Raw genomic sequence first — 22,229 nt, 5'->3', positions numbered from 1 at the left:
TAATAATATTTTTATAAACAGTTAACATTTTGCTTAGCTTTAGTATGAAGTTCTTTTCTGTCTTTTATTCCAGTAGAGCCTCCATTAACTTTCTTTGTAACGGCCTCTACAGTTGTGCTTGCATTAATTGATATTTTATTCATTACGTTATTTTTGTAAAACCACATTGCGCTTATTATTGCTATGTCAATGTCTGTAGAAAGTAATTCAGGGTTGGTTAATAGGTTTTTACTGTTATCATAATTATCTTGGTAAAAAGTATTAAAATTTTCATAATTATCCTTACCTGTCAATTGAATAATACCTCTTCCCCTATATTTATAACCATCACCAACAGAATCATTTCCTAATTGACTACTAGAGCTCCTATTATCATCATCATAGACATAGTTTGCAAACTTTTGCACATCAACATATAAAGAAGTACTATCTCTTTTATAATCATTTGGATCTTCTTTGTTAGGATCCTTGTCAGGATCGTCAAAAGGATTAAAATAGCGATTCCAATAACTTTTTCCCAGCTTCTTCCATCTATAGTTTAGGTTTTCTTCTAAATCTTTGAAATGTGTAGATTCATGACCTGCTTGCGACAAAAAGTGTTGCATTTTTTCTTTAGTATCAATATCAAAATCTTTGCCATACTTTATTAAGGCTTGTTTGACATCTTCCAATCTACTATTATTAGTTGTAGAAAATATCAAAGATAAATCTGTTGTAGTAACATCACAAGGATTAATGCACTTTCCTTTACCATTCCTTTCTTTTCCTTCTTCACAAGGCTTACACGAGCCATCTGCTTCTTTTTCTACACACTCTACACATTCTCCATTATCTACCCTTTCTTTTCCATTATCACAGTCTTTGCAAGAACCATCTGTATTCTTTTCTTTACAATCTATACATTCTCCAACGCGATTTCTTATTTGCCCCGTATCGCAGTCTACACAAGAACCATCAGTTTCATCCTTTTCCTCACATTCTACACAATTATCATTAACATCTTTAGCATACCCCGTGTCACAATCTTCCTCACAAACGCTGCTATCGCAATAACAACTACCGTCACAATCTTCAAAACTCACATCTTCGTCTTCATTAATAGCATCTAACTCATCTATTATTAATCCTTCTAACCAAATTTTCAATAAATCCAATTCAGCAGAAATTTCAGTTCCAGAGCTTGCATTGGCTGTCATTTCTGCAACAGCCGTTTCGGCTGTTATAGTTATTCCTGTTTCAGCATTATAACTAGTTAATATGGCATTTAAATCTGCTGTGGGCATATGTACAATATGAAGAGATATAGGCGCAACTACCAATTGATTTACATTTACTTGCTTTACCCTAACTTCAACTGCTAATATTTGAATACTTCTTGTTTGATTAAAATCTGGGTTAAATTGCGGCAAATCCGGATCTGTGGGCGAATCATTATCACCACAATCACCATCGCAAAGACAAGGATCGTAATTTGTTTCACAAGGGTCTTGGTCTTCCTCTTCACAATAAGAAGAATCGCACCAACATTCGTAACATTCACCTGTATTATCCTGGTCTCCCCCTGGGCAAAAAAACGGGTCACAGTCACAGTCATAGCAATCATCATCATACCAATCGTCATCACAGTTTATACAACCTAAATCTACCTCATCAAGTTCGTTATACTGTGCGTGTACTTCTTGTATACCAAGATATAAAAATAAAGCAAATCCAAAATATGCTTTTATTAAATATAATTTATTTTTTCTCATAACTCTTAATTATCTTTTATTATCATTCTAGTATACAATTGTTCCCCAGCTATCAACCTAACCACGTATAGACCTTTAGGTAAACTACTTTCTACAGGTATTGTATAAGTATAATCACCTGCTTGTTGACGTATACTAGGTAAAACAACTATTTTATTTGTACTATTTAAACTAATAAGCTCTACATAAACACTGCTAGGTACTTTTAATTGATACTGTATTGTAAGTTGCTCGTTAAAGGGCACAGGGTATAGTTTTATAAACTGGTCTCCTTGGGCGGCTAATGCCAGTAAAGCCTCTTCATTCAAACCATTTTTAGAACCCTCTGGTTTTAATACCAAACTCATAGGCGCTCCGTATTCTGTCCATTCTGGTATATATGTATCTAAATAGCCTATAAGGTATTTTGAATTTTGGTAGGTATACTTTTGTAAACTTGTAGCAAGCAAATTATAATCGAGCGTTAGTTTTGTAGGATGCTGTGGGTATAGTTTACTTAATCTAACTGTTTGGCTAAGGTTTTTAAAATACAAGGTTTCATCTTGCCAAATAGCATGAGTATTTATTTTTTGTTCTTCAAGAATACATGACACTTGTATTTCATTAGATTCCTTATCAATGTCAATTGTTATAGTAATAGGTATAATGCGCTGTATATACTTTCCAGACCAATCGTACTGTAGTAATTTTCCAGACCAAGCTCCTTTTATTTCTTCTAATTCGAGTTTATCATAAGGTAGATACTCTAGTTCTTCTTGGGTTTCTATAACCACCTCTGGGTTTATAGGCTTAGACTCTGGGGCTGTTACTTCTAAATCCTCTATTACTTTGGCTTCTAGCATTTCTTTTTGTTCTCGTTTAATATAACTTACTAAAGTCTTGCTGTTTAGTGTGGGGTTATTTAATAACAAACCCAAAGCTTTATCTTTATTTGCGGCTACTCCATAGCCTAAATAATAGCATAAGCCTAAAAAATGTTTTGCCATTGGGTCTTCACTGCGTTCAAACCAATACACTGCCTTTTGATAATTTTGAGACACCCCAATACCTTTGTAATACATATAACCCATAGAATAAGCGGCCCTTTGACTTCCATTTTCCGTTGCTTTAGTAAACCACTCCATTGCTTGTATAAAATTAATGCTGCAACCTGTACCGTATTTATATAACCTTCCTAAGTTATATTGTGCGTTTGCATAGCCTTTACCAGCAGCATTAGAAATATGTAAAAATGCTTTTTCATTATCTATAGGCACACCAATACCCTTTAAATATAGCATACCTAAATAATTTTCGGCTTCAGCATTTCCATTTGAAGCACAGGGTTCTATCAATTTAAAAATATCGCTCTGCTCAGTAAAAGGAGAAGCTTTTGTTAAGAGTTGTTTTGCTTTTTCGAGGCTTTCCTCGCAAGCCTTTTGTGCTTCAGCAGTTAACCCATAAAAGAAAAATAAAAAAATAAATATTTTGTATGTTTTCATGTTTATAAAACTTTAATTATTGAATAGCTTAATTATATAATTACCATTTATAGGTTCTATCATCAGCCTTTGTAGGATGGTCAATTTTAATATCAAAACTGGTCATCAATTCCAAATAATTTTTCTCAAAACGATATCTCAAAACACTTAGTTTTTGTTTTTTAAGTAGGCCTTGGTGTTTATAATATACATTTGCTATTGCTTTATTAAGAAAATAACCATAAACTAATTCGTGTACCTTTTGCTGCTGTTCTTTATTTAGTTTATGTGTTTTGAATATAGATGCTAATTGTTCTTTTGTGTCTTTTTTTGCAGTTGCTCTAAATCTATCAGCAAATATTATTGCAAATTCTTTTTTAGAAAGCATACCAGAAACATCTCTTCCAAATTGAGCTATAATTGCTTTTCTTGTATCGTAGGTACTATCCTGAAATAAATCTGAAAAAGTTGAAGCTATTTTTTTAGTCTTGTTTTCTTCTATCGCCAAATTTTTATTTTTCACTAAACTGATAAGTTGTTGAGTTCTATTTTCATCTAGTCCAGCCTCAATGGCTTTTGCTTTAAGAGCAGTAAACTCTTTTTCCTTACTTAGTGTTTTTTCTTTTTCTTTTCCAATATTGTAAGCTTGCGTTCTTAATTCCCAATTTAATCCAAGTAAAAATGGTTGATGTGTTGTAGTTTTTTCTAAAAATTTTGTTCGTAGATAATCTTTTAGCACTTGTTTCGCATGGCTATATGGGATTGAGTCTAATTTTTTTAGCCTATTATCATAGTCCATTGTCGACTTGACTCTAAAATCTATTAATTTATCCCCCATTTCTTTAAATGAGTCTTTAGTTATTAAACTTTGGAGTTCTGCAATAATATCTTGTTCTGTAATATGTTTGTCTACACTTAATTCATCTGATTCTTTTATAAGATTTACCAAGAAATGATATGATATAAAGGTGTCCTCATCAATGATTTTAACATTTTTACATTTAGAAAAATTTGATTTCCATTTAAATCTGGATTTAGAAAAATTTGCTTTTATATAATCAACCCATTTAGATTTTGATGCGTTTAAATTAGACCTTTCTAACAAATATCTATCTTTATCAAAAGCGTGTTTTTGCTCTATATACAGTTGCTCATATTCATAATCATACAATACTTTTGTTAAGGCAGATTCAATATTTACAGGTAATTTATGCTTATTAACCAATGCATCATATTCTTTCTTCGAGACCCTATCCGCAGTATTAGTGTCTATATTTGATCGATACATTTTTGACTGTTGGTTCTTGTCAAGAATTTGGTTGAGTTTTTTACGATACGCTTTATTTATATCAAAATTTTGCTCTTTAGTTTCACTTAAATTAATAGCGCTATTCCTTTCTAACAAAATATCGTTTAATTTATATACCTGGGCTTCTGTCGCATTTGTAACCGAGGTAATCCTATCTAAACTATAATAAGAATTGTTAATTGAATCTTGAGCATATATATTCATGGCGAACAAGAACAAAAGAAGCATTATTTTTAGTTTTTTCATGTTTACTTATTTAGTTTTTAATTTATTATTTAATACCATCGTATTTTTCTGGTCTTATTGTCCAGAACAAAAATTCTTTCATAGCCATCATAATCTTTAGGAATTAATCTAAACACTGCATTTGAGGGGATGTTTTTGAAATAGACACCTTCATTATTTGCTTGTGAAACACCAAGTTTTTTCCATTTTCCGTCCCAATACATTAATAGATATTTTTTGCCTGCTTCGATTTCTGAAGAATTATTTTCTTTATAATTATTCTTATATTCGTTCTTTCTACTAAGGGTACATTCAAAAGTATTTTTAAAATCTGGTTTTAGTATATGTGGTTTACCCTGCTTGTCTAACAGAATAGGATACTTTTCATAAATTGTTCTCTGGTTATTATATATACTTGGTAAATAAATTAAATCGGTTCCTAAGTTTTTATAGATGAATTTTCCGTTTGTTTTTTTTGCCCAATCAATAGTTTTCCATTTGCTTTTGTTGAAAACATTTAGATAACCAATTTCTATACTATCAGGCACTTCAAAGACATAATTTATTTCTCCAATTGGGACATATTCATTTGTTACATCCACTAAATTTTTCTCTTGTAAGAAACCCTCAGGGATATTCTTTTTTGAAATATTACTAGCTAGTGCTGTTTTTTGAATAGAAAAAGTTTTTCTAAAAACTTTCCCCATCCTTTTATGGCTGGGGATATAAGTATATGGGAGCCCATCAGTTGTGTTAACAGAATTACCATTAAAAGGGATATGTTCTTTTTTAGCACTAACCACAGTATTAAAATAATGCCTGTTTGATGAAGCAGCATAATGTGGGGTAAAGTCAAAAGTCACTGCCACTCCTAATGAACGACAGGCAAGAAGAGCCAAATTAGCCAAATCAGGACAACTACCTTGTCTTCTAAAAAGTAATTGACTTGGGCTTAGAAGAGGTATGGGGTCTAATCTTTTCTGTTCAAAGGAAAAATCTTTTAAGCTTAGAATAATTTGTGTGGCAACTTCAGTAGGGTCTTTTAAATCTTCAACTTCATTTAAAGCACTTGTTACTAAACTCTTATAATTTTCCCTCCAATCATCTATAGGCTCTATGAGGCTTCTGTAAGGCAAAATATATTCACAAAAAGTTTTAAAATCGTAGCTAGAAGACCATGGGTTATTCTTCCACTCATAGAAAGCAAGGTCTATATTTTTTATTAAGAATTCAGAGGTTATTACTGAAACATCTTTTTGAATGTATTGTTTGGGTGTTATTTTAATATTATTTTTTATCCTCTCAAAAGCTTTTAAAGCCATATCAAAATCAGTAAAATCTAGTTCTGAAAAAGGAATTATTTTCCCTTCGTCATCTATCCAATTATAATTGATAGATTTATGAATAGAGATATTTTCTAATAAAAAATTAGCAGCTAGATACTTTTCCTTTTCTCTAGTTTTCTTATAGTGTTCCAAAACAGCGACCAAGTTTCCTTTGTTCTTACCAGCTTCTAAATAGACCTCTGCTAAAGATTGCGGATAAATCATTTTGGTGGAAAAGCATATTGTTAGGATTAGAAATAACCTTTTTAGCATCCTTATCCTTTTGTGTTATTTAAAAAAGTAAAATTTAGCATAAACTATTTATTTGTTTAATTTGCAACTGAATTAAAATATTTACACATATTTAAATATATAGTAAACACCTGATTTTTAACATAGTAAATGTCTGCCTTTTAGATATGGTTAAAGAGGGGTGTATTATTCTTTTAAGAGGGGTATATTATTTTTTTTGATAAGGTTTGCGCATATGAAAGTAAAAAAATTGGATAGTATTTTTTTGAGCCTAATTTTTAGCACTTCTTTAATTTGTAATTTAGTTTTTAAGTTAAATCTAGAAGAATTAAGATTAATCACTATAACTATTTTAGTATTTTGGGGCTTTACAAAGTCTTGTTATAATGGCTTTAGTTTGATAAAATTCACATGGTTTGATGTAATTGTACTTACTTGCTTTGGGTGTTTTCTATTTCATTTTTTTTACTTTTCAAATGCACCAATGTATTACTCAAAACTATGGGTATATATAGCTTATTTTCTTAGTTATTATTTATTTAGATGGATTTTAATCAATAAAGCCTTTGATAAATTAATACATTTTATACTTTCCTTAGTCTTAATTACATGCATTATAGAATCAGGAGCTGCTTTTTTACAATATTTCGAAGTAATAGAAGCAGGTAATGACTATTTTAAATTATTAGGATCCTTTAAAACTCCTAATTTTTTAGGAGCCTACCTAGGTATTGGATTTAGCTGTTTAATGTGGTTTTTCATAGTAAATAAAATTGAACAAAAAAACATGCTAATAATTGGAGCAATCTGTTTTTTGTTTATTGGTATAATTATTGTCATTACAAACTCAAGATCAACTTGGTTATCACTATTATGCTCAATGATAGTATTATTTATTACTTCAAAAAAGAGCAAGCTAGTTCTTAAAAAACTTCCAATTACAAAAAAAATAATAGGAGCTGTCTTGTTTATTGTAATATCTATTTTCACTGGTAAATTTTTATATTCCTTAAAACCTGAATCTGTTAATGGAAGGGCTTTAGTTGCCAAAATAACTTTACAAGAAATTGGAAAAAAACCGATTTTAGGTCATGGGCTATTTTCTTTTTCGGGAGGTTATAATCGAGCAAAAGCTGATTATTTTCTAGAGGCAGAAAGATCATGGGAAGAAATTAAAAATGCAAGTTATGTATTTACACCTTTTAATGATTATTTGTTGATAGCCTATGAGTTTGGTTTATTAGCTTTATTTATTTCTTTTTCTATGATTTTATACTTGATCATAAAAATGAAAATAAATCCCAAAACCCGATTAGGTTGTGTTTTACTGATGAGTGTAAGTGTTTTAGCATTATTTACATCTCCATCTAGTAATTTTTTGTTAATGTTTCTTGGTTTATTTGGTCTTGCCTTGATTGTTACTTTTGGTAATTTTAAAGTTTTTATTCTTAGATTAAATAAGCACCTCATTTATGGTATGCGTTTGTTTTTTATTGTTTTGGCTTTAGCAAGTTTTTATATTTTAATAAATAAAGGTATTGGAATCAAACATTTTAGAGATTATACCTTGAGTAATAAAAAAGCTTTGGATCGAGAAAAAATAATTTCTCTATCTATGTTCACTTATAATCATGGTTTTTCAGATGCACATTTAGGGAAATTATTGTATGATTCTGGTTATAAGGAAGATGGATATAAATACATGGAGAAAGCTTTTTTTATTAGTTCAGCTCCAAGAATAGGAAAACTATTAGCATCTTATTACATAAAAGATGGTAATTATAAAAAAGCAGAAGAAATATATCGCTTAAATATTGCTACGGAACCATATCGTTATGAAGGACAGATGGATTTACTTTCTTTAATGGATAAAACAAATAGATACCTAGAGTTTACGAAAATAGCTGATAAAATTGTAAATTTCCCTGTAAAAGTGCCTTCAGAAAAAGTAAACAATTACAAAAAAATTGCCAATCTAAAGGCAAAAAAATATTCTAAACTCATTAATTATTTACCTGATTTAAAAGGTAGTTTATCTAATGGAAAATTAGTAAATAGTCCTATTTTAAAGAAAGCCTTACCTTATAAGATTTATTTACCTCCAATCGATAAAATAAACAAAAAACTTCCTGTTATTTATATAAATGACGGCTATAGCTATATTAGAAAAGGCAAGCTATCAAAAACGTTAGATAGTTTAATAGTAAATAATATTATCAAGCCTGTTGCTGCAATATTTTTAGACCCTAGAGATAAAAATGAAAACTGGAAAAATATTAGACAAGAATTGTTTTTATGTAATCCTCATTTTGTTGATTTTTTCACAGATGAATTAATTCCCAAAATTGAAAAGTTATACCCCGTGAGTAATAATCGAAAAGACCGTACAATCTTAGGTGTATCCTTTGGTGGATTAGCAGCATCGTATTTTGGGGATCAAGTGCCTCATATTTTTAAAAATATAGCTATGCAATCCCCTGCTTTCCATACCTGTCCTGATATTTACAAATCTTACGAATTAAAGCCTAAAAAGGATTTAAAAATTTATTTAAGTTATGGTACTAGAAGGGGTACTGAGAAACAAGATATTCCTATGGTTAACATTTTAGAAAACAAAGGGTATGAATTAAAAGTTAATATTATTGAAAACGGAAATCACAATTGGAATACATGGAAAGAGCAATTGGATAATATTCTCATATATTTTTATGGCACATCTGAGCAACCGTAAACTAATCAATAAACACTTACTTTAGTCTATCTATAGTTTTCCTTCGATGAAATTACTACATTTCCACAGACAAACATTTTAAAATTGTTTAACTTAACTATAAACAACAAATATCTTAGAATTATGAAAGTATTTCCCTGATAAAAGTCAACAATTACAGAAAATCACTAACATATAAATAATCCCTAAATAAAGTGTGTTTACAAAACTAAGGAGGAAATAAAAACACACCAGTTTTGTAAAGACAAAAGTCAAATTGTTCTTAAAAGCTTTTTAAAATTACAACAATTTTAGCAACAAAGTGCACACCTAATTGCACACCTTTTTATTGGTTTTAAATGGTTTTGTTTGGCATCAAAAAAAATGCATAAAAACAAAAAACACTGAAAATCAAATGATTAACAGTGTTTTGTTGTGACCTATTTCTAGGTTCGTCGGGGTGGCAGGATTCGAACCTGCGACCTCCGCGTCCCAAACGCGGCGCGATAACCGGGCTACGCTACACCCCGAATTGGTTATCTTTTAAAAATCGTTTAGCTCCTCTTTTCTTTATCTTGTTTTCCAATCTTAATGCTTCCGACCTATTAGCAACTTCTAAAGTTTTTATCAATTGCCACGGTGATCCGCCTTTTGTTGAAGGAACTAAACCATTGTTGTGTCTTTCTAATCTTTTCTTGATATTATTTGTTTGACCCACATAATATCGTGAACGTTTTTGGCTATATAATATGTATACTATATACTCCATGTTTTTTTATTGGGTGGTCACGCCTCAAGCGTGACGACCTCCGCGTCCCAAACGCGGCGCGATAACCGGGCTACGCTACACCCCGAATTGGTTATCTTTTAAAAATCGTTTAGCTCCTCTTTTCTTTATTTTGTTTTCCAACCTTAATGCTTCCGGTCTATTAGCAACTTCTAAAGTTTTTATCAATTGCCATGGTGATCCGCCTTTTGTTGAAGGAACTAAACCATTGTTATGTCTTTCTAATCTTTTATTGATATTATTTGTTTGACCCACATAATATCGTGAACGTTTTTGACTATATAATATGTATACTATATACTCCATGTTTTTTATTGGGTGGTCACGCCTCAAGCATGACGACCTCCGCGTCCCAAACGCGGCGCGATAATAACTCCTTCGGCGTCATCTTCGACCGGGATAGACCTGTCACGCCTTAGCGTGATACACCCCGAATTGGTTATCTATTTGCGGAGAGACTGGGATTCGAACCCAGGGTACCTATTTCTAGGTACGACGATTTAGCAAACCGCTCCTTTCGGCCACTCAGGCACCTCTCCATTCTAATATTAAGAACATTGCAATAAAATTGCGGTTGCAAATGTACTAGATACTTAGATATAACGCAACTATTTTATTTACTTTTTTATAATTTTTATTCGGGATATTCTATGCGCAAATGGTAAATATTTGCAAGCTTGTGTTTTAGCACTTTTTTAATAGATTCAATCTCCTTAAACGTAATATTTGCGTTTAAAAATTGACCTTCTTCAATTTGCTTATTTATTATGCTCTCAACAAAAGCATCAATCTTTGTTGACGTAGGCTCTTTTAAACTCTTAGAAGCTGCCTCTATACTATCACACATCATTAATATAGCAGTTTCCTTACTAAATGGTTTTGGCCCAGGATAACTAAAATCCAATTTGTCAACCTCTTCAAAATCCTTTTTCTCTTGCATGTAAAAGTAATAAACAACACTGGTACCATGATGTGTACGAATAAAATCTATAACTCTATCTGGTAAATTATTTTTTCTAGCTATCTCAATACCATTTATAACATGATCTGTAATTATTCGAGCGCTCTCTCTTGATGATAATTCATCATGTGGATTAATTCCTGTGGATTGATTTTCGGTAAAATACGTTGGATTTTCCATTTTACCTATATCATGATACAAAGCGCCTACCCTTACCAGCATAGCATTTGCACCAATTTCATTTGCGGATGCTTCAGCTAGGTTTGCAACATTTAGAGAATGATGAAATGTTCCTGGTGCCTGATTAGATAACTCTTTTAGTAACTTAGAATTAGTATCAGACAACTCCAAAAGAGATACATCTGAAACCAAACCAAACAGTTTTTCATAAGCATATATCAAAGGCTGTACAAACAAGGTAGCTAACCCACTCAAGATAAACCACATAAACGTCTCCCACTTTATAGTTTTCACACTTCCTTCATGAATTACAAAAAACGCAAAATAAGCTATAATGTAAATAAGTGTTATTTGTCCTACCGAAATAAACAAATTTGCTCTTTTATATAACTCAGAAACAGTTAGTATTGTTACAATTCCTGCTATAATTTGAAGAAACATGTATTCATAACTATTAGGCACAATAAACCCTATTAATAATACAGTAAGCACATGTGCAAACAACCCTAATCTAGCATCAAAAAAAGCTTTAAATACTAAAGGTAAAATACAAATAGGGACAACATAAATATATTTTGAATCATAATTTACTACCAAAGTCGTTATGAATATTACCAAAGAAACATTAAAGAAAATAAAAGTAACTTTTGTATTATTTTCAAATACGCGCATTCTATATTTTCGTAAGAATAAAAGCAACATCAATAAAGCTAAAGCTACTAATAATGTGTAAGCAAACAGCACCCATATATAATTAGATTCATTCCAGACCTGCGATTCATACTCAGATTGTAATGATTTTAAAACCTGATATTTTTCCCCATCAATAACCTCTCCTTTTGAAACTATTAAGGTTTCTTTTTCAATACTTCCTCTGGCATAAGCTATTTTTCCAATTTCCTCTTGTAATACTTTATCTGTAAACGACTTATTGAATGTTAAATTAGGTTCTATTAAATCAAAAAACAAAGACGTAAATTCTGTTTTATAATGAATTAATTCATGCTTATTTAATATATCATCTATTACTTTTGAAACAGCATCTTGTTTAATTAAATTGGAAAAGAATCCATCTTGTTTTTTAACTCTTCCATCAAGTACGACGATAGCCTTTTCATTTGGAAAATTATAATTTTCACTTAAAATTCCGAATAAGTACAAGTTTGAAATAATAACTTCTCCTGCTTTGTATAATTTTCTATATGTACCTCTGGAAATAGAATCAGAAAATAAGTTATCAAACTGATTTTTATATGAAGCTTTTACTTTGGCCTCAATGGTATTATCTAAATTAAAATATAAGATGGATTTTTTCACCAACTCATCTTTTTCAGAAGCAATTTCTACATCATTTTTTATAATAGCAAAATCAAAAGGGGCATATAAGTTTTCCGATTGCCAAGGTTTCCCTTTTTCAAAATTATATTTAAACTTCCCTCCTTTAGGAAATAAATAAACAATAAAAAAAGTAGTCGCTATAAATAATAACCCCTTGTAAATTAAGGAGTGATTTTTATATAATTTATTTATAAAATCTTTCATCAAAAAGCGTAATGGTTTCAAATGTAATAAAATTATAAGCTTTCACCATTTTTATAATAAATGAATCATTCATATTTCTACTAAAAAATCGTTATTTTCGCAAGTATAAACTAAACATCAAATTAATGAATAAAGAAGTAGTTATTGTATCAGCTGCAAGAACTCCAATTGGGAGTTTTTTAGGTGCTCTGTCCACTATTCCAGCCCCAGAATTAGGCGCTATCGCTATTAAAGGAGCCTTAAATAAAATAAATTTAAGTCCAGAATTAGTTGAAGAAGTTTTAATGGGCAATGTAGTACAAGCTGGTACAGGTCAAGCTCCTGCGAGACAAGCTGCTATTTATGCAGGCATACCAAATACGGTTCCATGTACAACTATAAATAAAGTATGTGCATCTGGAATGAAAGCAGTTATGCAAGCTGCTCAAGCTATTGCTCTTGGTGACGCAGAAATTGTAGTTGCCGGAGGCATGGAAAACATGAGTTTAATCCCACATTACCTACATGCCCGTACTGGCACTAAATTTGGACCTTCTTCTTTAATTGATGGGATGCAAAGCGATGGTTTAGTAGATGCTTACGATAAAAACGCTATGGGTGTTTGTGCAGATGCCTGTGCTACAGAATATAAATTCTCAAGAGAAGCGCAAGATGCTTTTGCAATACAGTCTTACAATCGTTCTGCCGCAGCATGGAATAGTGGAAAATTTGATAATGAAGTTGTTCCTGTTGAAGTGCCTCAGCGTCGCGGAGAACCTATTATAGTTAGTAAAGATGAAGAGTTTACTAATGTAAAAATGGAGAAGATCCCACAATTACGTCCAGCATTCACAAAAGATGGCACCGTAACAGCTGCCAATGCTTCAACTATAAATGATGGTGCTGGCGCTATGGTTTTAATGAGTAAAGAAAAAGCAAATGAATTAGGACTAACTCCTTTGGCAACCATAAAAAGTTATGCTGATGCTGCTCAAGAGCCTGAATGGTTTACAACCGCTCCTGCAAAAGCATTACCAAAAGCTATAAACAAAGCAGGAATTAAAATTAACGACATAGACTATTTTGAGTTTAATGAAGCTTTCTCCGTAGTCGGTTTAGCTAACATGAAAATATTAGGATTAAATGATCATAATGTAAACGTAAATGGAGGAGCTGTTTCCTTAGGGCATCCTTTAGGTTGTTCTGGTGTTAGAATTATAATCACTTTATTAAATGTCTTAGAACAAAACAATGCCAAAATTGGAGCAGCAGCTATTTGCAACGGAGGTGGCGGGGCATCTGCTATAGTTATTGAGCGTTAATAATATTAAATATTGTTATTATTTACTATGAAATACTTTTTAAAATTTCTATTCAGCAACCTTATTATCCCCTTCAATAATTGCATAAATAATTAATAGTAATAGCCAATAGATAATAATTTTATGCAATACGGAATTTGTAATTTAAGCATTGTCCCCCTTAGAGAAGAACCCGCAGACACCAGTGAACTTGTATCTCAAGTTATTTATGGTGAAATTTTTAAAATCTTGGAACAACGCAAAAACTGGAGTAAAATTCGCTTAGCATTTGACTCTTATGAAGGTTGGATTGATAACAAACAACATCTTGAAATTACAGAAGAAGCATATAAAGATTTAAACAAAGAAACTCCTAGGCTTTCTGCTGATTTAGTCGAGTTTATTGAAGATAGCAACAGTCAGTTATATCCCATTGTATTGGGAGCTTCCTTAAATGGGTTATCCAATTTAAACCATAAACATGAAGGTAATTATATAGAGGGTAAAAAAGTAAAAAGTGACATCATTCAAACAGCATTTTTATATTTAAATACCCCCTACCTTTGGGGTGGAAAAACACCTTTTGGTATAGATTGTTCTGGCTTTACTCAAATGGTTTATAAATTAAACGGTTATAAACTACTACGTGATGCATCACAGCAGGCAACCCAAGGAGAAGCCTTAAGCTTTATTGAAGAAAGTGAGCCTGGTGATTTAGCTTTTTTCGATAATAGTGAAGGAGCTATTACACATGTAGGTATTATTATGAAAGATAATTACATAATACACGCTCATGGCAAAGTTAGAATAGACAGGTTAGACCACTCAGGCATCTATAATGTCGACAAAAAAACACATACACATAAACTACGTGTCATTAAAAAAATAATCTAAATAAAAAAAGGAGCAAATTAAATTTGCTCCTTTTTCTTTATCAATTAAGTATTCTCAGATTAGTTAGCATCTGCTCCTTCTATAGCAGCAACTTTTTCTTTCATACTTTTATATTTATCAGTTTCTCCAAGAATACTATAAATATTCATTAACGTTTTGGCAGCACTTATACTTTTTGAATCAATTTCAAGCGCTTTAGTCAAATAAGGTATCGCCTCTCTATAAAGGTTTTGACGTTGTGCTCTCAACTCATCATAACGTTTATTATCAGCTCTGGAAGTCCCTAAACCATTCATCTCCTTAATTATTGCCTCTTCATTGTTTAAAACTAAGGCTGATAAGTTTATATATGCATTAATATATTTAGGATCTAACTCAATCGCTTTTTCATAATACCGCTTTGCTTCTTCAGTTTGCTTAGACTCCGCAGCAATAACTCCTAAATTATACTGTAACTCAGGATTATTAGGATCCATTTGTGTAGCCTTTTCTAATAACTTTTTAAACTCTTCTGTGTTACCCATTTTATAATGAACATTCGCCTCTGATAATATTAAGTTAACATCATTAGGACTTTCTGCTCTTGCCTCTTTCATAGCCGCAATTGCTTTTTCATTATCCCCCTTATTAACATATATAAGGGCAACATTTTTTACAATTTCTGGCTTTTTTGATTCAGATTTACGCGCAGTTGGCTTAATATGAGTTTTAGCTTTAATAGAAATATCACGCAACTCTTTACTATTAAAGACTTCTTCTTTTTGTGTTGCAACATCAATAGCATAATATTGCTTTGCAATTCCTGTGTAGCCTAATTTTTTTAGCTCTTCATAAAGTTTTAAAGCTCTATCGTACTCACTAACATTAACAGCTGTAGCTGCTGCATAATAAAGAAATACCGTATCCCTTTCTGTTACTCTATAAGATTTTTCAAAAAATACAGATGCATCCGAATAATCTTTTTTCTCATAGGCTTTATTTCCTTTTAATAGTAAACCATTTGCAATGTCTTGCTTTAATAGATTGACCTCTGCTGAATACCCTACTTTAACTTTTTTCAGGCTTACTAAAGCTTCATCGATATCTGTTAATGAACCTTTACCTTTTGCATACAAAGCCTGACTATTTAGATAATAAAACTTTGATTTAGTTTTATCATCCATACTAGACTCTAATGATTTTGCTTGTTTTAAAGCTGTTTTTGCCTCTGCAAAATTTCCTCCTTTAATAGCTTTTGCTGCTGTTTTTAGCTCTTTTTTTTGCGCAAATGTAAATGAAGCACTTACTGAAAAGATTAAAGCTATGATTAACTGTTTTCTCATTTTATAAAATATTATTAATTAATTTTCGGTATTATCGGTATTATCGTTATTATCTTCTACATTATTATCAAGAGTTGTGCCGTCTTCTAAATCGTTAGTGTTTTCAATAGTTTCGGAATCTTCAACTTCATCTTCATCATGCATAACTTTAGCAACTGCTGCTATAGAATCATTTCCTTTTAAATTGATTAATTTAACACCTTGAGTGGCTCTACCCATAACTCGTAAATCTGCCACAACCATACGTATAGCGATACCTGATTTATTAATAATCATTAAATCATCATTATCTGTTACGCTTTTTATAGCAACTAAATTTCCTGTTTTCTCTGTAATAGAAATGGTTTTTACTCCTTTTCCACCTCTATTTGTAATTCTATATACTGGCTCTCCATCTTCAGGATCATCAATATAAGTACGTTTACCATAACCATTCTCTGAAACCACAAGTACAGATTCTTCTTGAGAATTTTCTATAGTTACCATACCTATAACCTCATCCTTATCGTTAGCAAGTCTAATACCTCTAACTCCAGAAGCACCACGTCCCATAGGTCTGGTTTTTGCTTCTTCAAAACGAATCGCTTTACCAGATTTAAGTGCAAGCATAACTTGACTATTTCCTGTGGTTAATTTTGCTTCTAACAATTCATCATTATCCTTAATTGTTATAGCATTAATTCCATTTGTTCTAGGACGAGAATACTGCTCTAAAGAGGTTTTCTTTACTTGACCATTTTTAGTAGCCATGATTACATAATGACTATTAATATAATCTTCATCTTTTAAATCTTGAGTACAAATAAAAGCCATCACCTTATCATCTTGCTCAATATTTATCAAGTTTTGAATCGCTCTCCCTTTAGAAGTCTTGCTTCCTTCAGGGATTTCATAAACACGCATCCAGAAACATTTTCCTTTTTGCGTAAAGAACAACATGTATTGATGATTAGTACCAACAAACAGATGCTCTAAGAAATCTTCATTCCTTGTAGTAGATGCTTTTTGACCAACTCCGCCTCTATTTTGTGTTTTATATTCTGTTAGTGATGTACGTTTAATATAACCCGCATGAGAAATGGTAATCACCACTTTTTCATCAGGAATCATATCTTCAATACTCAAATCTCCACCAGCATACTCAATAGTCGAACGACGCTCATCACCATACTTATTCCTAACAACTTCCAACTCTTCCTTAATAATATCCATTCTACGCTCTTTTTTAGCCAAGATATCTTTTAAGTCTTCAATGGTTTTCATTATTTCCTCATATTCTGAACGCAGTTTATCTTGCTCTAAACCAGTTAACTGGCGCAGTCGCATTTCAACTATAGCTTTAGCCTGAATCTCAGAAAGTTCAAAACGTTTTATTAAGTTTTCCCTAGCTTCATCTGCATTAGAAGAAGCCCTGATTATAGCAATAACTTCATCAATATTGTCTGATGCAATAATTAAGCCTTCTAATATATGAGCACGTTCTTCAGCCTTTCGTAATTCGTAAGTAGTACGTCTTACAACAACTTCGTGTCTATGCTCAACAAAATAATGAATCAGTTCTTTTAAGTTTAATAGCTGTGGTCGACCATTAACCAATGCAATATTATTTACACTAAAAGATGATTGTAAAGCTGTAAATTTAAATAGCTTATTTAAAACGATATTAGGAATAGCATCACGCCTTAAAACATAAACAATGCGCATACCATTTCTATCGGATTCATCACGAATAGTGGATATCCCTTCTAATTTCTTATCATTAATCAAGTCAGCAGTCTTTTTAATCATATCTGCCTTATTAATCTGATAAGGTATTTCATCTACTATAATACACTCACGTCCGTTTACTTCCTCAATATTGGCTTTAGCACGCATAACGATACGTCCGCGACCTGTGTGAAATGCTTCTTTTACACCATCATAACCATAAATGGTTCCTCCTGTTGGAAAATCCGGAGCTTTAATATGGGTGATTAATTCATCAATTTCAATATCATTATTATCAATATAAGCTATAGTACCATTAACCACTTCGGTTAAATTGTGAGGTGGCATGTTCGTAGCCATACCTACAGCAATACCAGACGCACCATTAACTAAAAGCCCTGGGATACGAGTTGGTAAAACAGTAGGTTCCTGTAAAGTATCATCAAAATTTAATTTATGATCTACCGTTTCCTTTTCTATATCTGCCAACATGTCCTCAGATATTTTTTGCATACGTGCTTCTGTGTAACGCATTGCTGCTGGACTATCACCATCTATAGAACCAAAATTCCCTTGTCCGTCGACCAGCATATAACGCAAACTCCATTCCTGAGCCATACGTACCATCGCATCATAAACAGATGTATCTCCATGAGGGTGATACTTACCTAAAACTTCTCCAACTATTCTTGCGGATTTTTTATGTGCTGAACTCGCTCTAACACCCAATTCGTGCATACCATAAAGTACACGTCTATGAACTGGTTTTAAGCCGTCCCTTACATCCGGTAAAGCACGTGACACAATGACTGACATTGAATAATCAATGTATGCCGATTTCATCTCATCCTCAATATTAATAGGGATCAATTTTTCTCCTTCTGCCATATATAATTTAATTAAGTTTTATCTATTTTTCAAAACATGCTAATATAAGTATTTCAATAGTCATGTTAAGCGTTTCCTGACTATTTTTTCATGTTTTTTATTAACAATTTTATATGTTTTTTTAGTTAATAAGTATGCTTTAAAAAATTTTGATTTTTTAAAGATTTTTTCGTCAATTAGCAACTTACAGACAATTTAAGGTATAGTTTTTGCCTTTAGTAAAATGTTTTACTATTTTTAATGCAGAAAGGAACACGAATATGGATGATAATTTTTCCCCAAGAGTAAAAGACGTAATTGCATATAGCAAAGAAGAAGCGCTAAGGTTGGGCCACGATTTCATTGGTACTGAGCATTTAATGCTTGGACTTCTAAGAGATGGTAGTGGCAAAGCTATCAACATCCTTAACGCTTTAGATATTGATTTAAACCATTTGAGACGCAAAGTTGAGATATTGAGCCCTGCAAACCCCAACATTACTGTAACTTCAAATCAAAAAAAGAACTTACATCTTACAAGGCAAGCAGAACGCGCTTTAAAAACTACATTTTTAGAAGCTAAACTATTTCAAAGTACTTCAATAAATACAGCGCATTTATTGCTCTGTATTTTAAGAAATGAAAATGACCCTACGACTAAGCTCTTAAATAAGCTAAAAGTTGACTATGATAACGTTAAAGAACAATTTAAACTTATGATTACTAACGACAATGATTATATAGAACCAAAATCTGAATCTTTTCAAGATGATGATATGAATACTGAAGGGGACGCTTCAAAAGACAATATTTTTAATGCCCCTGCCGGAAAAGCAAATAAGAAGTCCAAAACACCTGTTTTAGATAACTTTGGGCGTGATTTAACCGCCTTAGCTGAAGAAGGGAAGCTAGACCCTGTAGTTGGACGTGAAAAGGAAATACAGCGTGTCTCACAGATTTTAAGTAGACGTAAAAAAAACAATCCCCTTTTAATTGGTGAACCTGGCGTTGGTAAGTCTGCCATTGCTGAAGGTTTAGCGCTTAGAATAGTAAAACGAAAAGTCTCTCGTATTTTATTTAATAAACGTGTTGTGACTTTAGATTTAGCCAGTTTAGTTGCTGGAACAAAATACCGGGGACAGTTTGAAGAGCGCATGAAAGCTGTTATGAACGAGCTTGAAAAGAATGACGATGTTATCCTTTTTATTGACGAAATACATACCATAGTTGGTGCTGGTGGAGCTACAGGTAGTTTAGACGCCTCTAATATGTTTAAACCTGCTTTAGCTCGTGGTGAAATTCAATGCATTGGAGCTACAACTTTAGATGAATACAGACAATATATTGAAAAAGACGGTGCTTTAGAACGTCGTTTTCAAAAGGTTATAGTAGAACCTACTTCGGTAGAAGAAACTATTGAAATCCTTAACAATATAAAAGGAAAATACGAAGAACATCATAACGTTGATTACACACCGGAAGCTATTGAAGCCTGTGTTAAGTTAACAAATAGGTACATGACTGAACGTTTTTTACCGGACAAAGCTATTGATGCTTTGGATGAAGCAGGATCTCGTGTACATATAACTAATATTGATGTTCCTAAACAAATAATAGAACTCGAAAAGCAACTGGAAGATATTAAAGAAACCAAGAATGCTGTAGTAAGGAAACAAAAGTATGAAGAAGCTGCAAAACTTAGAGATGATGAAAAACGCATCGAAAAAGAATTGGCTATTGCTCAGGAAAAATGGGAAGAAGACACAAAACAGCACAGAGAAATAGTTACAGAGGATAATGTTGCAGACGTAGTTTCAATGATGACTGGAGTACCGGTAAACAGAATTGCACAAACAGAGATTAACAGACTGGCCGAACTACCTAACCTTATTAAAGGAAAAGTTATTGGACAGGATGATGCAGTAGCCAAAGTTGTAAAAGCAATTCAGCGTAACCGTGCAGGACTTAAAGATCCAAATAAGCCAATCGGTTCATTTATCTTTTTAGGTCAAACTGGTGTTGGTAAAACACAGTTAGCAAAAGTACTATCCAGAGAGTTATTTGATAGCGAAGAATCACTCGTTAGAATTGATATGAGCGAGTATATGGAAAAATTTGCCATTTCCAGATTAATTGGAGCACCTCCAGGGTATGTTGGATATGAAGAAGGTGGTCAGTTAACTGAAAAAGTGAGACGCAAGCCATATGCAGTTATACTGTTAGATGAAATCGAAAAAGCACATCCAGATGTCTTTAATATGCTGCTTCAGGTACTTGATGATGGGTATTTAACTGATAGTTTAGGAAGAAAAATCGATTTCAGAAATACCATTATTATTATGACATCCAACATTGGGGCCAGAAAATTAAAAGATTTTGGAACAGGTATTGGTTTTGGAACGGCATCACAAAAAGCTCAGGAAGATGCGAATGCTAGAGGTGTGATTGAAAACGCATTAAAAAAATCGTTTGCTCCCGAGTTTTTAAATAGAATTGATGATGTTGTGGTATTCAATGCCTTAGAAAAAGAAGATATCAATAAAATTATTGATATTGAATTAGAAAAACTCTTAGCCCGAATTAAAGGTTTAGGCTATATCTTAAAGCTTACTAAAAGTGCTAAAGATTATATTGCCGAAAAAGGTTTTGATAAACAATATGGAGCAAGACCTTTAAAAAGAGCTATTCAAAAATATATTGAAGATGCTTTAGCTGAAGAAATTGTTGCTTCCCATCTTGAAGAAGGTGATAAAATTAAAATTGATTTAGATAAAGCAACTCAAGAATTGAGTATATCGATAGAAAAAGCTGAAAAGCCAGCTGAGTCTTAAATTAAAGTAATTATTAAGAATAAAAAGCTCGGAAATAAATGCATTTTCGAGTTTTTTTTGCTCTTAAATTAATGCGGTTTATCACATAAATCAGTTATTGTTTTTATTAAAAAGTATCATGTGATGTCTCCTATCGTCGACATGACATCAAGGTTCATTTGTGTTTTGGGTCATTTCGAATGCAATGAGAAATCACATAAAGCAACCTTGTTAATCATCAGATTCATCCTCCTCACACCTTGATAAAATAACCAATGGTTTATATAACAAATTAAATAGGAACCATATAAGTATTTTTAATTTCCCCCATCACAAAAGTACTGTGAGCGCTCCCTATATTTTTCAACTCACCTAAGTGGTTCAAAACAAAGTTCTGATAAGCCTTCATATCTTTAACCAAAACCTTCAATAAAAAATCATAATCACCAGAAATATTATAACACTCAATCACTTCACTTAAAGAAAGAATGTCTTTTACAAATTGGTTTCCTATTTTACGAGTATGCTCCTTAAGCGTAATATTACAGAACACCATAAGCCCCCTGTCTAATTTCTCCGAATCCAAAATGGCTTTATATTTTTTAATATAGCCTGTATTCTCTAATTTCTTCACCCTTTCAAAAACTGGCGTTGTAGACAAATTCACCTTAGCTGCTAACTCTTTTGTCGTTAAATTAGAATTGTTTTGAAGTATGTTTAAAATGCGTAAATCTGTTTTATCTAATTGCATGTGTAGAATTATTTTCTGTCTAACTTATTTCTAGACACTATTAAAAGATTATAAAACTATTATTAAAACCAAAAATAGTTATTACAACCAAATAAA

The 22,229-nt window shown here is 32.0% G+C and carries 14 protein-coding genes and 2 tRNA genes; 4 read left to right on the top strand and 12 right to left on the bottom strand.

Annotation, left to right across the window (positions count from 1 at the left end; translation table 11 throughout):
• Positions 1-11 precede the first annotated feature (11 nt).
• From Q4Q34_RS15195 to Q4Q34_RS15180, 4 genes are read right to left on the bottom strand one after another with little or no spacing between them, the layout of a single operon-like run.
• Entirely contained in the window at positions 12-1,751 is a 1,740-nt protein-coding gene (locus tag Q4Q34_RS15195; protein ID WP_303315438.1) for a glycoside hydrolase family 19 protein, read from the bottom strand.
• A gap of 5 nt (positions 1,752-1,756) precedes the next feature.
• Positions 1,757-3,232 carry a T9SS type A sorting domain-containing protein gene (locus Q4Q34_RS15190; RefSeq protein WP_303315439.1) on the bottom strand — a complete coding sequence of 492 codons (1,476 nt, stop codon included), beginning with the start codon at positions 3,230-3,232 and terminating at the stop codon, positions 1,757-1,759.
• A 40-nt stretch (positions 3,233-3,272) separates the two neighbouring features.
• Complete coding sequence (locus tag Q4Q34_RS15185; RefSeq protein ID WP_303315440.1) at positions 3,273-4,766, bottom strand: hypothetical protein; 1,494 nt, start codon at positions 4,764-4,766, stop codon at positions 3,273-3,275.
• 29 nt (positions 4,767-4,795) lie between these two features.
• Complete coding sequence (locus Q4Q34_RS15180) at positions 4,796-6,295, bottom strand: transglutaminase domain-containing protein (protein WP_303315442.1); 1,500 nt, start codon at positions 6,293-6,295, stop codon at positions 4,796-4,798.
• Between the two features lie 511 nt (positions 6,296-6,806).
• On the opposite strand from Q4Q34_RS15180, the gene Q4Q34_RS15175 reads away from it, so the two are divergent.
• Entirely contained in the window at positions 6,807-9,053 is a 2,247-nt protein-coding gene (locus tag Q4Q34_RS15175; protein WP_303315444.1) for an alpha/beta hydrolase-fold protein, read from the top strand.
• A gap of 434 nt (positions 9,054-9,487) precedes the next feature.
• Here Q4Q34_RS15175 and Q4Q34_RS15170 read toward each other — a convergent pair.
• From Q4Q34_RS15170 to Q4Q34_RS15150, 5 genes are all read right to left on the bottom strand, one after another.
• Positions 9,488-9,562 (bottom strand) — tRNA-Pro (locus Q4Q34_RS15170).
• Complete coding sequence (locus Q4Q34_RS15165; protein WP_303315446.1) at positions 9,553-9,801, bottom strand: GIY-YIG nuclease family protein; 249 nt, start codon at positions 9,799-9,801, stop codon at positions 9,553-9,555. Before Q4Q34_RS15165 ends, Q4Q34_RS15170 begins: the two co-directional genes overlap by 10 nt.
• 75 nt (positions 9,802-9,876) lie before the next feature.
• The gene (locus Q4Q34_RS15160; protein WP_303315448.1) at positions 9,877-10,125 is read right to left on the bottom strand and encodes a GIY-YIG nuclease family protein; all 249 of its coding nucleotides are present in this window, start codon (positions 10,123-10,125) and stop codon (positions 9,877-9,879) included.
• A 144-nt stretch (positions 10,126-10,269) separates the two neighbouring features.
• A tRNA-Ser gene (locus Q4Q34_RS15155) sits at positions 10,270-10,358 on the bottom strand.
• 95 nt (positions 10,359-10,453) lie between these two features.
• Positions 10,454-12,502 carry an HD family phosphohydrolase gene (locus Q4Q34_RS15150; protein ID WP_303315450.1) on the bottom strand — a complete coding sequence of 683 codons (2,049 nt, stop codon included), beginning with the start codon at positions 12,500-12,502 and terminating at the stop codon, positions 10,454-10,456.
• A 125-nt stretch (positions 12,503-12,627) separates the two neighbouring features.
• Here Q4Q34_RS15150 and Q4Q34_RS15145 point away from each other — a divergent pair, with 125 nt between their 5' ends.
• Entirely contained in the window at positions 12,628-13,803 is a 1,176-nt protein-coding gene (locus Q4Q34_RS15145; protein WP_303315451.1) for an acetyl-CoA C-acyltransferase, read from the top strand.
• 123 nt (positions 13,804-13,926) lie between these two features.
• Positions 13,927-14,676: a C40 family peptidase gene (locus tag Q4Q34_RS15140; protein WP_303315452.1), complete on the top strand. Its 750-nt coding sequence runs from the start codon at positions 13,927-13,929 to the stop codon at positions 14,674-14,676.
• Between the two features lie 59 nt (positions 14,677-14,735).
• On the opposite strand, the gene Q4Q34_RS15135 is transcribed toward Q4Q34_RS15140, so the two are convergent.
• Complete coding sequence (locus tag Q4Q34_RS15135) at positions 14,736-15,998, bottom strand: tetratricopeptide repeat protein (protein WP_303315454.1); 1,263 nt, start codon at positions 15,996-15,998, stop codon at positions 14,736-14,738.
• Between the two features lie 18 nt (positions 15,999-16,016).
• The gene (gyrA, locus tag Q4Q34_RS15130; RefSeq protein ID WP_303315456.1) at positions 16,017-18,593 is read right to left on the bottom strand and encodes a DNA gyrase subunit A; all 2,577 of its coding nucleotides are present in this window, start codon (positions 18,591-18,593) and stop codon (positions 16,017-16,019) included.
• Between the two features lie 260 nt (positions 18,594-18,853).
• Here gyrA and Q4Q34_RS15125 point away from each other — a divergent pair, with 260 nt between their 5' ends.
• On the top strand, positions 18,854-21,403 hold the full coding sequence (locus tag Q4Q34_RS15125; RefSeq protein WP_303315458.1) for an ATP-dependent Clp protease ATP-binding subunit: 2,550 nt from the start codon (positions 18,854-18,856) through the stop codon (positions 21,401-21,403).
• A gap of 271 nt (positions 21,404-21,674) precedes the next feature.
• Here Q4Q34_RS15125 and Q4Q34_RS15120 read toward each other — a convergent pair whose 3' ends face one another.
• Complete coding sequence (locus tag Q4Q34_RS15120) at positions 21,675-22,133, bottom strand: Lrp/AsnC family transcriptional regulator (protein WP_303315460.1); 459 nt, start codon at positions 22,131-22,133, stop codon at positions 21,675-21,677.
• Between the last annotated feature and the right edge of the window lie 96 nt (positions 22,134-22,229).

The sequence above is a fragment of the Flavivirga abyssicola genome, assembly GCF_030540775.2.
In the GTDB taxonomy this organism is placed as follows: Bacteria; Bacteroidota; Bacteroidia; order Flavobacteriales; family Flavobacteriaceae; genus Flavivirga; species Flavivirga abyssicola.
This window is presented reverse-complemented; position numbering and strand designations above follow the sequence as displayed.